Annotated in this window: 12 protein-coding genes; 4 read left to right on the top strand and 8 right to left on the bottom strand. The window is 70.8% G+C overall.

What is annotated here, in order from left to right; genetic code table 11:
• Positions 1–15: 15 nt before the first annotated feature.
• On the top strand, positions 16–1,242 hold the full coding sequence (locus tag ABZY11_RS27055) for an acyl-CoA dehydrogenase family protein (RefSeq protein WP_356481627.1): 1,227 nt from the start codon (positions 16–18) through the stop codon (positions 1,240–1,242).
• Positions 1,243–1,302: 60 nt separating this feature from the next.
• Here ABZY11_RS27055 and ABZY11_RS27050 read toward each other — a convergent pair whose 3' ends face one another.
• The 3 genes from ABZY11_RS27050 to ABZY11_RS27040 form a co-directional block, all read right to left on the bottom strand.
• Positions 1,303–1,791, bottom strand: coding sequence for a glutathione peroxidase (locus ABZY11_RS27050; protein ID WP_356481626.1), 489 nt, complete (start codon positions 1,789–1,791; stop codon positions 1,303–1,305).
• A 246-nt stretch (positions 1,792–2,037) separates the two neighbouring features.
• Positions 2,038–2,607, bottom strand: coding sequence for a GNAT family N-acetyltransferase (locus ABZY11_RS27045; RefSeq protein WP_356481625.1), 570 nt, complete (start codon positions 2,605–2,607; stop codon positions 2,038–2,040).
• Positions 2,608–2,647: 40 nt separating this feature from the next.
• Positions 2,648–3,211, bottom strand: coding sequence for an XRE family transcriptional regulator (locus tag ABZY11_RS27040; protein ID WP_356481642.1), 564 nt, complete (start codon positions 3,209–3,211; stop codon positions 2,648–2,650).
• 278 nt (positions 3,212–3,489) lie between these two features.
• On the opposite strand from ABZY11_RS27040, the gene ABZY11_RS27035 reads away from it, so the two are divergent.
• The gene (locus tag ABZY11_RS27035; protein ID WP_356481641.1) at positions 3,490–3,828 is read left to right on the top strand and encodes a hypothetical protein; all 339 of its coding nucleotides are present in this window, start codon (positions 3,490–3,492) and stop codon (positions 3,826–3,828) included.
• 18 nt (positions 3,829–3,846) lie between these two features.
• Here the strand turns inward: ABZY11_RS27035 and ABZY11_RS27030 are convergent, their stop codons facing one another.
• From ABZY11_RS27030 to ABZY11_RS27020, 3 genes are all read right to left on the bottom strand, one after another.
• Positions 3,847–5,214 (bottom strand): chloride channel protein, encoded by a 1,368-nt coding sequence (locus tag ABZY11_RS27030; RefSeq protein WP_356481624.1) that lies wholly within the window; start codon positions 5,212–5,214, stop codon positions 3,847–3,849.
• 171 nt (positions 5,215–5,385) lie between these two features.
• Complete coding sequence (locus ABZY11_RS27025) at positions 5,386–6,810, bottom strand: DUF2252 domain-containing protein (RefSeq protein WP_356481623.1); 1,425 nt, start codon at positions 6,808–6,810, stop codon at positions 5,386–5,388.
• Between the two features lie 160 nt (positions 6,811–6,970).
• Complete coding sequence (locus tag ABZY11_RS27020) at positions 6,971–7,939, bottom strand: DUF389 domain-containing protein (protein ID WP_356481622.1); 969 nt, start codon at positions 7,937–7,939, stop codon at positions 6,971–6,973.
• On the opposite strand from ABZY11_RS27020, the gene ABZY11_RS27015 reads away from it, so the two are divergent.
• Positions 7,925–9,982: a glycoside hydrolase family 15 protein gene (locus tag ABZY11_RS27015; protein WP_356481621.1), complete on the top strand. Its 2,058-nt coding sequence runs from the start codon at positions 7,925–7,927 to the stop codon at positions 9,980–9,982. The genes ABZY11_RS27020 and ABZY11_RS27015 overlap by 15 nt on opposite strands.
• Before the next feature lie 6 nt (positions 9,983–9,988).
• On the opposite strand, the gene ABZY11_RS27010 is transcribed toward ABZY11_RS27015, so the two are convergent.
• Positions 9,989–11,758 carry a cation:proton antiporter gene (locus ABZY11_RS27010; RefSeq protein ID WP_356481620.1) on the bottom strand — a complete coding sequence of 590 codons (1,770 nt, stop codon included), beginning with the start codon at positions 11,756–11,758 and terminating at the stop codon, positions 9,989–9,991.
• Between the two features lie 49 nt (positions 11,759–11,807).
• A complete protein-coding gene (locus ABZY11_RS27005) occupies positions 11,808–12,647 on the bottom strand; it encodes an SDR family oxidoreductase (protein ID WP_356481619.1) in 840 nt (279 codons plus the stop codon).
• A 285-nt stretch (positions 12,648–12,932) separates the two neighbouring features.
• Between ABZY11_RS27005 and ABZY11_RS27000 the strand changes: the two genes are divergently transcribed.
• Positions 12,933–13,382: a DUF6325 family protein gene (locus ABZY11_RS27000; protein WP_356481618.1), complete on the top strand. Its 450-nt coding sequence runs from the start codon at positions 12,933–12,935 to the stop codon at positions 13,380–13,382.
• Positions 13,383–13,411 lie beyond the last annotated feature (29 nt).

Below are 13,411 nucleotides of genomic sequence, written 5' to 3'. Positions count from 1 at the left end.
TACGTGGAGGGGAACATGGCGGAGTTCACGCTCGAACTCAACGATGACCAGAAGCAGGTCCGTGACTGGCTTCACGGCTTCGCCGCGGATGTGATCCGTCCGGCGGCTTCGGAGTGGGACGAGCGTGAGGAAACGCCCTGGCCCGTCATCCAGGAGGCGGCCAAGGTAGGCATCTACTCCCTCGACTTCTACGCGCAGCAGTTCTTCGACCCGACGGGTCTCGGCATCCCGATGGCGATGGAGGAGCTCTTCTGGGGGGACGCGGGCATCGCCCTGTCCATCGTCGGTACGGGCCTGGCGGCCGTGGGCGTCCTCGCCAACGGCACCGAGGAGCAGATCGGGACCTGGATCCCGCAGATGTACGGGGACGCCGACGACGTCAAGGTCGCGGCCTTCTGCTCCTCCGAGCCGGACGCTGGTTCCGACGTCGCCTCGATGCGTACCCGCGCGGTGTACGACCAGGCGAAGGACGAGTGGGTGCTGAACGGCACCAAGACCTGGGCGACCAACGGCGGCATCGCCAACGTCCATGTCGTCGTCGCCGTGGTCGACCCGGAGCTGGGGTCCAAGGGGCACGCCTCGTTCATCGTGCCGCCGGACACCCCCGGTCTCTCCCAGGGCCAGAAGTTCAAGAAGCACGGCATCCGCGCCTCGCACACCGCCGAGGTCGTCCTGGAGGACGTCCGGGTCCCCGGTCACTGCCTGCTCGGCGGCAAGGACAAGCTCGACCAGCGCCTGGCGCGGGCCCGTGAGCGCGCCGCGTCCGGTGGTGAGCGGGTGAAGAACGCCGCGATGGCCACCTTCGAGGCGTCCCGTCCCGCGGTCGGCGCCATGGCGGTCGGCACCGCCCGCGCGGCCTACGAGGTGGCGCTGGACTACGCGAAGACCCGCACCCAGTTCGGCCGACCGATCATCGACAACCAGGGCATCGCCTTCCAGCTCGCCGACATGCGTACGCAGATCGACGCGGCCCGGCTGCTGGTGTGGCGCGCCTCGTGGATGGCGACCACCGGCAAGCCGTTCACCTCGGCCGAGGGTTCGATGTCCAAGCTGTACGCGAGCGAGACGGCGAAGAAGGTCACCGCCCAGGCCGTCCAGATCCTTGGTGGCAACGGCTTCACCCGCGAGTACCCGGTGGAGCGGATGCACCGGGACGCGGCGATCTACACGATCTTCGAGGGCACGAGCGAGATCCAGCGCCTGGTGATCGCCCGCACCCTCTCGGGCATGCCGATTCGCTAGGGGTGTCCGACCGCCGGGCGGGCCGGTCTTCGGCCCGTCCGGCGGTCGAGCGGCGTTCCGTCAGGCCGACAGCAGGGACTCGATGGCCGCGATGAGCTCGGGGTCCTCCGGCTCCGTGCGCGGGCGCAGGCGCGCGACCGGTTCGCCCGCCGACGAGATCAGGAACTTCTCGAAGTTCCACTGGATGTCACCGGCCTCGCCGTCCGCGTCCGCCAGCTGAGCCAGCTCGGCGTACAGCGGGTGGCGCCCTTCGCCGTTCACGTCGGTCTTCTCCAGCAGCGGGAAGCTGACACCGTACGTCGTCGAGCAGAAGGTCTGGATCTCCTCCGCGCTTCCCGGCTCCTGGCCGGCGAACTGGTTGCACGGCACGCCGAGTACGGTGAAGCCGCGGTCCGCGTACTCGTTCTGGAGCCTTTCCAGGCCCGCGTACTGCGGGGTGAGTCCGCACTTGGACGCGACATTCACCAACAGGACCGCCCGGCCCCGGTAGTCGGCGAGCGAGGTGGGCTCGCCGGTGAGTGTGCGCAGGGGGATGTCGTGCAGCGTCATGAGGGTCTCCTCGTGAGGTGTGGCTTCCGCAGCCATTGTCACGCCCGGGGCCGGTCCGTACGAAGCCGGTTGTCAGGCCGCCCGAAGGTCCCGCACGTCACCGACCTGCGGGACCGCGGCCACCGTGTCGGCCGCGGCATGACCCCGATGGGCGACGCGCGTGCGGCACGGGCAGAGCCGCCGAACTCCTGTGCCTCGCCCAGGAGATCGGCCCGCCCGGAGCCGCGAGGCCGGGCGGCGGCTTCGTCACCGGGAGGACGCCGACGGATTCGGCGGCCGGTCGGGCGACGTCGGCGCGGAGCCGATCACCTTGTAGTAGAGCGTCGTCGGCTTCAGGATCCCGGCCGGGTCCTCCGCGTAGTCCGGGATCGAGCCGCACTCCGTCCAGCCCGCCGAACGGTAGAGCCGCTCGGCGGGACTTCCGCTCTCGGTGTCCAGGACCAGCAGCGTGACGCCCGCCCCGGCGGCGGACCGCTCGGCGGCATCGAGCAACGACCGGCCCAGGCCCCGGCCGCGGGCCGACGGACGCACCATCAGCTTGGCCACCTCCGCGCGGTGACGGGCGTTGGGCAGTGGGGCCCGGACCAGGCCGATCGTCCCCGCGACCCGTTCCGCTTCGCGGGCGATCCAGACCTCAAGACGGCCGGCGTCGACGGCCCCGGCCCGCTCCCGCCACCAGGCGGCGGCCGAGTCACGGTCCAGCGGCGCGAGGAAACCCACCGACGATCCGCCGTCCACGGTGTCCACCAGGAGCGCGGCCAACTCGTCGGCGTAGGTGACCAGTTCGGGGCCGCTCACGGTGACGATCTCGATCACGTGCGGGGTCCTCTCACGGTCTTCGCGGCTTTCGCGGCGGTCATGGCAGAACGATCATCAGTGCATAGCGGACCTGTTCCGGTCCCGGGCAGTGGAAGTGCGAGGGGCCGCGCAGCCGGAACCGGAGACAGTCGCCGGTGCGCACGGTGTGCACGGTGCCGTCGACGGTGATCTCGACCGTTCCGTCCAGTACCCAGACGTGCTGCTCCACGCCGGGCACCGGCGCGTTCTCGTACGCGATGGCGGCCCCCGCGTCGAGGGTGCCCTCGATGACCTCCGCGCGCAGCCCGGTGTGCGGAGGCGACACCGAGCGGCGTACGAAGCCCGAGGCCTCGTCCCGCCAGACCGGTTGCCGTGCGGCGGGGACGAGTTGCGGGGGCTCCGCCTCCACCTCCAGCAGCAGCCGGGACATCGTCCGTTCGTAGACCGTGCACAACTTGTCGAGCAGGGCGGCGGTCGGGCTCAACTCGCCCCGCTCCAGCCGGGACAGCGTGGAGCGGCTCACCCCGCTGCGTCGCGAGAGCTCGTCCAGCGACCAGCCGCGTTCGGCGCGCAGTTCGCCCAGCCGCGCGGCGAGCCGGGCATCGACGGAGCCGGGCTCCATCTCTTCGGTTTCTCTCACGATGGAGATGATATCTCCATCTGGAGACAGATTGTGTCATGGTGGCTGCTCCCGGGAGCGGCTGTTCTGCCGACCGGCTGCCGACGTGCCACGCTTGTTCGGGGAGGCCCCGGCGGCCCACTCCGGTCTGCCGGGCTGCTCTGCTATCCGAGGAGGCCGCAATGGCCAGTACTGCCAACGGACCGAAAGTAGCGCCCGACACCCCTTCCGGTTCGAAGCACCCCTTCCGGCTCGGCTGGACCGCCTTCGCGGCGGTGCTGATGATCTTCGGCGGAGCGATGGCGATCTTCGAGGGGATCGCCGCCATCGCCAAGAACGACGTGTTCATCGCCACCCGCGACTATGTGTTCCGGTTCAACCTCACCGGCTGGGGCTGGATCCACCTCGTTCTCGGCATCGTCATCGTTCTCGCCGGCTGCGCGCTGTTCACCGGAGCCATGTGGGCACGCGTGCTGGGCATCGTGCTCGCGGGTCTGGGCGCACTCGCCAACTTCCTGTGGCTGCCCCACTACCCGTTCTGGTCCCTCGTGCTCATCGCCATCGACATCTTCATCATCTGGGCGCTGTGCGCGGATTCGCAGCGCGAGGAGAGCGTCTGAGGCCACGGCAGGGGTCCGTCAGCCTCGATCCGGCCGGGCGTCGGCCCCGGACCGCGTGTCGGGCGCCACGGGCGCGTCGGCCGGGGGCGGCGCGAGCCTGAGCGTGACGACATAGGAGACCACGACCGAGACGATCACGAGCGGCATGACGGTGAGGCCCTCGGACCCCAGCAGCAGTGTCGCCAGCAGCACCGAGGTCATCGGGAGCTTGAGCATCGCCACGCACATGGCGCCGATGCCCATCGCGAAGCCCGCCGTGAGGCTCAGTCCCGGCAGATGGGACAGGGCGATACCGCCCGCCGCTCCCACGAACATCGACGGGAAGACCGGGCCTCCCCTGAAGCTGCTCAGGGACGCGCAGTACGCCACCGCCTTGCAGGCGACCAGCACCAGAAGCGTGGCCACCGAGTATCCGGCGCTCTCGGCCAGCAGTGGATCGAGGGCGTTCTCGCCGGAGTACAGCACCCCGGACGCGTCCCGTCCGGTGCTTTCCGCGTACACGAGGGCGGCCACGCCGACGACCAGGCCCATGACCACGGTGGCCACCACCCTCCGCCGCTCCACCCGCGCCTGGAGGAACATGGCGAGCCGTTGAATGCCCGTGCCGACGAAGGCCGCAGCCAGGCCCACGACGATTGCCCAGCCGAATTGCGCGAGGTCCGGCCCCGTGGCCCGGGGCACATGGTGGAGTGCCAGGGAGTACGTCCCGAGCCCGGTCCACGAGCCGAGTCCGGTGAAGATGAGCGCGCCGACGCCGGACGCCAGCAAGCCCGGCACCAGGACCATTCCGAGCATCATCCCGGCCAGCCCCGAGGTCTCCATCAGGAGAAAGGCACCCAGCAGCGGCGACCCGAGCAGCGTACTGATCGCGGCGAAGCTTCCCGCGGCCCCCATCACGGCACTCGCGCCGGGCTCGATGCCGGGCTTGACCAGGCGCGCCGCGAACACGGCCAGTCCGCCACCGATCGCGATGAGCGGTGCCTCGGGGCCGAGCACCGCCCCGAGGCCCAGCGAGGCGAGCGCCGCCAACATGATGCCGGGCAGTTCCACCGACGAAGGCGCCCCCGTGCTCACCATCCCGTCGGCGGGCCGGTGACCGCCCTTCCCCGGCAGGTGGCGGATGGTCAGCCCGACCAGCAGACCCGCGACGGCGAGCAGCGGCACCGGCCACCAGGACGGCGTACCGGCGAAACCGAGCGCCCGGGGCAGGCTGTGGTACGTGAGCGACTGGAGTTCATGGACGAGCGCGAGGAAACCGAACGCCACCACGGAGACCGGGACTCCGAGCGCCGCCGCCATCACGAGGAGCACGGCGTAACCACGGGTGCGGATCAGCGCGAAGGGGTTCACTGCCGCAGTGGGTGTTGCGGCGGGCTCGGTCGACATGGTCGTTGTCTCCTCGGCGTCGCAACCGTCTGGAACACGCTGTCCCGCAAGCGTCCACAAGGACATAGCACAATGCCTGGATTCGGCCGTGATGTCCCCGCTGTACGGGTGCGGTGATTACCGTACTGCCATCCCCTTGGACCAGCACGCGGGCGGGCCGCCGGGGGAGGCTCAGACGTCCCGGACCGCGGGAAGCCGTCCGGCCCGCACCGCGTCCACGAGCGCCTGGTGGTCCCGCTCGTTGCGGTCGGCGTATTTCTCGGCGAAGTACGTCAACGCCCGGTCGAACGAGGGGCCGCGCCCCAGGTACGCCGCGATGGCGATCCGGTCGCCGGAACGCGCGTGGGCGCGGGCCAGCGTGGTACCGCACGCTTCGCCGAACACCCGCATCCCGGACGGCACCATGTCCTCCGGCTCGATGACGCCCTTCCAGTCGCGCAACTGGCGTACGTAGAAGTCTCGGCGCCTGCCGTCGATCCCCTCCATCCGCTCCCAGCCGAGGAAGATGTCGCCCGCCGCCTGCATCAGTCGCTGCCCCGATACCACGCGCTCGCCCTGGTTCCGGTACGGGCCGGGGCCGACATGGGGTGCGAGCACCGAGGTATCGGCCTCCTTGGCCTGGAGGAGGAGCGGATCCTCGCCGTCCCTGCCGAGCATCAGGATGATCCAGCAGCGCGTGCCGACACTGCCGACGCCGACCACCTTGCGTGCCATGTCCACGAAGCGGAAGTCCGAGAGCAGGGCCCGCCGGTCCGACGGCAGGCTGCGGCCGTAACGCGTGAGCAGTCCGCGGAACAGCTCCCGCATCGCGTCGCGCTCGCCCTCCGGGAGCAGATCGGCGGCCGGTACGAGCAGCGGCGGGTCCGCCGCGATGCGTGGCTGTCCGTCCACCGTCTCGGTGAGCTTGTCGAAGGCCTGCAGGTTGTCCCGGGTGCGGGCCTTCGCGGCGGCCCGGGCCAGCTTCTTGCGGCCGCGCTTCGCCAACTGCTGGGACGCCAGTGCTTCGAGACGGCCGATGTCGATCCGCGAGTACCACACATCGAGATTGCGCATGCCCGCGAACCGGATCATCGACTCCCGGTACGACCTCACCGTGGTCATCACGATGTCCGCGCGCTCCTCGTCGGTGAAGCCGTTCGCCCGGCCCGCGATGACGAAGCTGGTCGCCAGGCGCTTGACGTCCCACTCCCAGGGGCCCGGTGAGGTCTCGTCGAAGTCGTTGATGTCGAACAGCAGATTCCGTTCCGGTGAGGCGAGCAGCCCGAAGTTCAGCAGATGGGCGTCCCCGCACAGTTGCGCCCTGATCCCGGAAACCCTGGTCGTGGCGAGGTCGGAGGCCATGATCGCGGCGGCGCCCCGGTAGAAGCGGAACGGCGACTCGGTCATCCGTCCGTAGCGGATCGGCACCAGCTCGGGCACTCTGGCCGCGGACTGGGCTTCCAGGATGTCCAACGGGTCGGGCCGGTCGGCCGGCGGATCGAACTCGGCATGGCTCGACCGCGGCGCCTCGCGCCGGGCCGCCTTGCCGCGAGCCGCTCGCTGCTCGGGCGTCGCATCCGGTGCCGTCCTGAGCATCGAGCTCGCGTCCTGGGGCATCGGGGCCCTCCTGACTGCTCCACGGGCGTATGCCGCCTTCGCCGCACCGCCCCGGTCCGAGGCGGACGGGTGCCAGGGCGCCAAGCCGGCCGGCACATTCGCGCCCTGTGTCCGATCATCGCGGCTCGGCCCGGTTCCGGCATCATCTGGACGCCGCCCGTCAGGTCCCGCGCCCGGACCGCCGTCCCGCCTCGTCGTGGCGGAGGCCGACCCGTCGCCAGATCGCCCGCTGGCACCTGAGCGCGGCCGTGCCCACCACGATCAGCACCGCGATGTTGACCAGCAGCTGGACGAGCGAACCCCGGGCATCGGACCAACTGCCGAACGCGGTGGAGACGCTGAGATCCGCGGCGGCCGGGATGGTTGTGACCGAGATGAAGACGCCCAGCAGGGCGCTCGTCCTGGCCTCGGTGAGGGACACGATGCCGACGATTCCGGCCAGCGTCGCCACGGCGACCGAGAAGAAGTTGGGCGTGTTGATCAGGTTGGAGACCGGCCGCAGCCCCGCTTCGAACGCCGCCGACTGGAGGCCGAAGCCGCGGATCAGGAGACTGAAGAGAAAGGTGACGAGGATCGTCAGCAGGAAGCCCGTGGACAGTGCCGTCAGGCCCTGCCGGATCCGCTGCCGCTCGCCCCGGTCGATGCCCAGCGCGACGCTGACGATGGCACCGTACTCGGGGCCCACGACCATCGCCGCGACGATCAGGATCTGGGAGTTGGTGACGATCCCGACCGAACCGATGAGGCCCGCGATGACCAGGTAGAGATAGAAACTCGGCGGGTACCTCCCCTCGGCGCGGATGCGGGCCTCCACCTGCTCCCACACGGGCGCGCGGGCCAGTGGCCCGAGCCGCTGGGCCCCGGCGTCGGCAGCCCGGCCGGAGAAGACGATGTCCACCGGTTCGATGACGATGGAGCCGCGCCGGTCCAGGCGCAGGGCGCGCAGGCTGCGCAGCAGTTCATTGGCGGCTCCCGTCAGCACGTCGCACGAGATGCCGTCGCCGTCCGGATTGCGTGCCGCGCCCGGCTGCACGATCAGATTCAGCACACACGGGTCATCGGCCAGCCGGTCCACCACCCGGTCGGTCAGGTCCGGCGGGCTCACCGCGCGGACATGGATCATGTCCATTCTGAACCTCCACGAAGTCCCGCACCGGCGCCGCCGGTCACTGCCGGCCCGGGTGCGGGCGGTCTCCCCTTCAGTAACGCCGGGGGCGGGGCGGCGGGCAATCCGGCCGCACACCGCCGGGGAAGCCCGTGGGGCGGGCGCAGCGGCCTGAACGGGCGACAACGGGGCGCCGGGCGGATAGTGGGAACCCAGAAAGAGGCCGTCCGGGATTGGAAGTACATGGACCGATACCCGCCCATTGCCGAACACGGGCTGATCGGCGACCTGCAGACCTCCGCACTGGTCTCCTCGCAGGGAGTCGTCGACTGGTTCGCCGCCCCCCGGTTCGATTCCCCCAGCATCTTCGCCGCACTGCTCGACCACGACCGCGGCGGCTTCTTCCGGCTGGCACCCGACGACCCCGACTGCTCCTGCCGACAGCTCTATTACCCGGACACCGCGGTCCTGGTCACCCGCTTCATGTCACCGGACGGCGTCGGTGAGGTGCTCGACTGGATGCCACCGGAACGCACCGGGGTCCCCACCGACCGGCACACCCTGGTGCGGGCGGTGCGCGCGGTGCGCGGGACCGTCCGGTTCGCCATGGAGTGCCGGCCCCGGTTCGACTACGGCCGGGCCTCCCACGAGCTCGATCTGCGCCCCGGAGGAGCCGTGTTCCGCTCGCCGCGGATCGCCGCACACCTGCAGACCGACTTCCCCGTGACACGCGACGGCCAGGACGCCGTGGGCGAAGTGGTGCTGAACGTCGGCGAGTCGGCCGTCGCGGTCTTCACCGTCTGTGGAGCGGACGGGCCCGCGCCGCCGGAACCGACCGCCGAGACCGTCATGGAACAACTCGGGGAGGTCATCGACTTCTGGCAGCTGTGGGTGCGTACCTCCCACTACCGGGGCCGCTGGCCGGACATGGTCAACCGGTCCGCCATCACGCTCAAGCTGCTCACCTACGCGCCCTCCGGCGCACCGGTCGCCGCCGCGACCATGGGTCTGCCCGAGCAGGTCGGCGGCGAACGCAACTGGGACTACCGCTACACCTGGATCAGGGACGGCTCGCTGTCGGTGCGGGCCCTGCTCGACCTCGGGTTCGTGGACGAGGCGATCGCCTTCACCCACTGGCTCGGCGACCGGCTCCGGGAGGACAACGGAGAGGAAGCCCTCCGGATCATGTACCGCGTCGACGGGGAACCCCTGCTGACGGAGGAGTTCCTGACCCACTTCGAGGGCTACCGCGGCTCGTACCCGGTACGGCTCGGCAACGCGGCCGCCGGCCAGTTGCAGCTCGACATCTACGGCGAGGCCCTCTACGCCCTGTCCGAAGGCCGTGAGGTGGGTGTCCAGGCGGGTTACCGGGGCTGGCAGGTCGTGGCCCGGACCCTCGACTGGCTCGTGGACCACTGGGACCGGCCCGACGAGGGCATCTGGGAGACCCGCGGCGGACGGCAGGACTTCACCTACAGCCGGGTGATGTGCTGGGCGGCGTTCGACCGCGGCCTGCGCCTGGCGTCCGAACTCAGCAGACCCGCCGACACCGCCCGGTGGACCTTCGCCAGGGACGCCATTCTCGAACAGGTCATGGAGCGGGGCTGGGACGAGTCCGAGCAGGCGTTCGTCCAGCACTACGACGGCGGAGTGCTGGACGCCTCGCTGCTGCTGATGCCCAGGGTCGGGTTCCTCGCCCCGAAGGACCCGGGCTGGCTCACCACGCTCGACGCCATGGACCGCACACTCGTGTCCGACAGCCTCGTCTACCGCTACGACCCCGCGGCGTCCCCGGACGGACTGCGCGGCTCCGAGGGCACGTTCAGCCTCTGTACGTTCCTCTACGTCGACGCCCTGGCCCGCGCGGGCCGGCTGCGCACGGCCCGCTACACCTTCGAGAAGATGCTCACCTACGCCAACCACGTCGGCCTGTTCGCGGAGGAGATCGGCCCCACCGGCGAGCAACTCGGTAATTTCCCACAGGCGTTCACCCATCTCTCGCTCATCACGGCGGCCCGGACCCTCGACGACGCGCTGGACCGGGCACGCGCCAGGGAACGCGGCTGACGGCGCTCAGACCGACAACTGCCGGGACGGGGGACCGAGAAGGACCGCGGTGTCGCCCGGCCGGGCATCCGGGGTGTGCGTGTTGGTGACCGGGGCGAGCCGCCCGTCGGCGCGGACGACGAACAGTACGTCGTGCCCGGCCGGGACGGCTCCGTCGGCCCGCCGTGTCATCACCCGGGCTCCGGCCTCGTACCGGCGGGCCAGCTCCGGCCCGGTCAGGCCGGTACGGAAGAGGGGTTCGCCCCCCGTGTACGGCGCCACCACGCCCTGGCTGTCGGCGGCCGGACCGAGCCGGTGGACCGGGCCCTCGACGCTCTCCCGCAGGGTCATGGCGGCGAGTGCGTTGAAGTCGTCCTCGTCGGTGAGCAGCAGCACCCCGGTGATGCCCGCCAGCTCCGCCCCGGCCCCGGAGGCCGCCGCGAGCAGTTCGCCCGGAGCCAGGGGCAGCCCGGCCGCCTCGATCCGGGCCCGCTGCTGCTCGGCGCCCGCCCACATCAGCACGTCCAGCCCCGCCGAGTCCAGCGCGCGCCCCAGGTCGACCGCCCAGGGCGCGCCGCCGACCAGCAGTGGCCGGGACCGTGCGGGGCGCAGCACCCCGAGCCGCCGGGCGACCGGATACGCCGTCAGGCCGTACAGCGTGACGGTGGCGACGATCACCACGAAGGTCGCGGGAAGAATCCGTTCGGCGCCGTCGACGCCCCGCGCCACCAGAGTCGCCGAGAACGTGGAGGCGGTCGCCGCGGCGACGATGCCACGCGGGGCCATCCACCCGATGAACCACCTCTCCCCACCCCGGACATCGGTACCGGCCGTCGACACCAGAGCCACCAGCGGGCGCACCACCAGGACCAGCAGGGCGACCAGCGCGAGCGAGGGCAGCACCACGTGGCGCAGCGAGTCGGGGGTGACCGTTGCCGAGATGGAGATGAACAGCAGACCGATGATCAGCGAGACCAGTGTGTCGAGGAACGGCCGGCGAGCCGGCAGGTCCAGGCCCGGCAGATTGGCCATCGCCATTCCCATGGCGATGGCGGAGATGAGTCCCGTGTCCTCGCGCAGCGCGTCACAGGCGGCCGCGATCCCGATCACCGCCGCGATCTGCGCCGAGGTGGCCAGCTCCTCACTCATCCGGACACGACGCAGCAGCAGCCACAGCACGCCGACCCCGATCGCGCCGCCCACCGCGCCCACCGCGACGCTGGCCGTGAACTGCTCCAACTGGCTCCCGAACCCCTTGCGTTCACCGGCGACGACGGCGTGGAAGACGAGCGCCCCCAGGATGCCGCCGACCGGGTCGATCAGGGAGCCCTCCCAGACGAGGATGCGTTGCAGCCGCTCGGAGGGCCGTACGAAGTTGAGCAGCGGCCCGACGACCGTCGGGCCGGACACGACGAGGATCGCGCCCAGCATCACGGCCGCGCCCTTGGACATGTTCAGCACCGGTACGGCGAACAGCGCGGCGGACAGCCAGGTGATGAGCGCCCCCAGCCAGAGCAGCCTGATCACGATGCGACGCGTATGGCCGCGCAGCCGGCTGATCTCCAGGCCGAGCCCGGCCTCGTAGAGGATCACCGCCACCGCGAGGGAGACCAGTGGGGAGAAGGCAGCGCCCAGCAGCTTCTCGGGATTGACGGTGTCCGTCAGCGCCCCGGCGGTGAAGCCGACCGGCAGCAGGATCAGCAGTGCGGGGACCCGCAGCCGGCTCGCCAGCAGCTGGGAGCCGACCGCCAGCACCACGATGAGACCCACGCCCACCATCACTTGTTCGGACGTCATGCCCGTCCCTCCTTGGACGCCGTACGGTCCGCCGCCCTCGCGAACGAGGTCAGCCTCCGGTGGCGAAGCCGGGGAAGAGCGTCATCCCGCCGTCGACGTAGATCGTGGTGCCCACGACGTAATCCATCAGGTCGGAAGCCAGCAGGGTCACCGCGGCGGCGATGTCCACCGGATCGCCCACCCGGCGGTAGGGGATCAGCTTGAGGAGTTCCGCCTCGGCCTCGGGGGTGTCCCAGGCGCTGGTGTTGATGGGAGTACGGATGGCACCGGGGGCCACGGCGTTCACCCGGATGCCGCGCGGGGCGCATTCCTGGGCCAGGGTCTGCATCAGCATCAGGACGCCACCCTTGGACGCGGCATAGTTCACATGCCCTGCCCACGGAATGATCTGGTGGACCGAGCTCATGCAGATGATCTTTCCGGCGGCGCGGGACACCTCGGGCACGATGCCCCGGCGGTCGAACTCCTTGGCCGCCTCCCGGGCGCACAGGAACTGTCCCGTGAGATTGACGTCCAGCACCTTGTCCCACTGGTCCAGGGTCATCTCCGTGGCGGCGGAGTCCCGCTGCAGGCCGGCGTTGGCGACCAGGACATCGACCGTGCCGAACTCCTCGACCATGCGGGCGAACATGGCGACGACCTGATCCTCCTGGGAGACGTCCGCCTCATGGGCGTACGCCCGCACACCGAAGGACTCGATCTCCCGCACCACGTCCTCGGCCGCTTCGCGGCCGGAGACGTAGTTGACGACGACATCGGCACCTGCCCGACCCAGCTCCACCGCCGTCGCCCTGCCGATGCCGGAGCTCGCACCGGTCACCAGTGCCTTCTGGCCCCGCAGCAGAGGCAACGGCGTCCGCTGGTGGGCCGTGTCCGCCGGTGAAGTCATCGCTGTCTCCCGTCATCCTGCGCGTGGCGGTACCCGAACCCCGCGGGAATCCGGACCGGCCTCCGCAGGCCGTCCGCGCGCGACAACCATCCGTGGCGGCGCGGGACGGGCGGGGTACGGCTCGCACCACTCGGCCATCGGGGGGACCCGCTGTCCCTCCTTCGGCCCAAGGCCCGCGCTCGTCCACGTCCACGACCGAGATGCGCACCGGCCCGCCCGCTGCTGCAATGACGGAGGCACAGGCCCCGGCCGGATCCGGGGCAGTCGAGACTCTGAGGAGCCGGTGTGAGCAGCGAAACGGACGAGACGGGGCCGATCGACTACCTGGTGGTCGAGTTCCCGGGAAGCCGGATGACGGGCGAAGGGCTGCCCCTGCTGGTCGACCTGGTCGACCGGGGAATCATCCGGATCCTGGACCTGGTCTTCGTCAGGAAGGACCAGGACGGAACGGTCGCGGGTGTGGAACTCTCCGAGCTGACCGGGGACGGCCACGACGAGCTCACCGTGTTCGAAGGGGCGTCCTCCGGCCTGCTCGGCCGGGACGACATCGACGAGGTGAGCGCGGTTCTCGAACCGGGCAGCGCCGCCGGGATCGTCATCTACGAGAACGTGTGGGCCGGACCGTTCGCGGCCGCCCTGCGCCGCTCCGGCGGACGGCTCGTGGCCAACGGGCGGATCCCGGTCCAGGAGGTCCTGGCCTCGCTCGACGCGGCCGAGGCCGCGTCGAGCGCCTGAGCCGCCCATTCCGGGCCGGCCGTTCCGCA

Source organism: Streptomyces sp. NPDC006510, from assembly GCF_040611955.1.
GTDB lineage: Bacteria > Actinomycetota > Actinomycetes > Streptomycetales > Streptomycetaceae > Streptomyces.
The sequence above is the reverse complement of the archived record's forward strand: the minus strand, read 5'-3'. Positions and strand labels throughout refer to the sequence as shown.

What these genes read in the sequence shown, in the direction of transcription:
- ABZY11_RS27005 (WP_356481619.1), bottom strand. Translation starts at nt 12,647, where the DNA reads ATGACTTCACCGGCGGACACGGCCCACCAGCGGACGCCGTTGCCTCTG.
- ABZY11_RS27055 (WP_356481627.1), top strand. Translation starts at nt 16, where the DNA reads ATGGCGGAGTTCACGCTCGAACTCAACGATGACCAGAAGCAGGTCCGT.
- ABZY11_RS27025 (WP_356481623.1), bottom strand. Translation starts at nt 6,810, where the DNA reads ATGCCCCAGGACGCGAGCTCGATGCTCAGGACGGCACCGGATGCGACG.
- ABZY11_RS27035 (WP_356481641.1), top strand. Translation starts at nt 3,490, where the DNA reads ATGATCTTCGGCGGAGCGATGGCGATCTTCGAGGGGATCGCCGCCATC.
- ABZY11_RS27020 (WP_356481622.1), bottom strand. Translation starts at nt 7,939, where the DNA reads ATGGACATGATCCATGTCCGCGCGGTGAGCCCGCCGGACCTGACCGAC.
- ABZY11_RS27030 (WP_356481624.1), bottom strand. Translation starts at nt 5,214, where the DNA reads ATGTCGACCGAGCCCGCCGCAACACCCACTGCGGCAGTGAACCCCTTC.
- ABZY11_RS27010 (WP_356481620.1), bottom strand. Translation starts at nt 11,758, where the DNA reads ATGACGTCCGAACAAGTGATGGTGGGCGTGGGTCTCATCGTGGTGCTG.
- ABZY11_RS27040 (WP_356481642.1), bottom strand. Translation starts at nt 3,211, where the DNA reads ATGGAGCCCGGCTCCGTCGATGCCCGGCTCGCCGCGCGGCTGGGCGAA.
- ABZY11_RS27015 (WP_356481621.1), top strand. Translation starts at nt 7,925, where the DNA reads ATGGATCATGTCCATTCTGAACCTCCACGAAGTCCCGCACCGGCGCCG.
- ABZY11_RS27050 (WP_356481626.1), bottom strand. Translation starts at nt 1,791, where the DNA reads ATGACGCTGCACGACATCCCCCTGCGCACACTCACCGGCGAGCCCACC.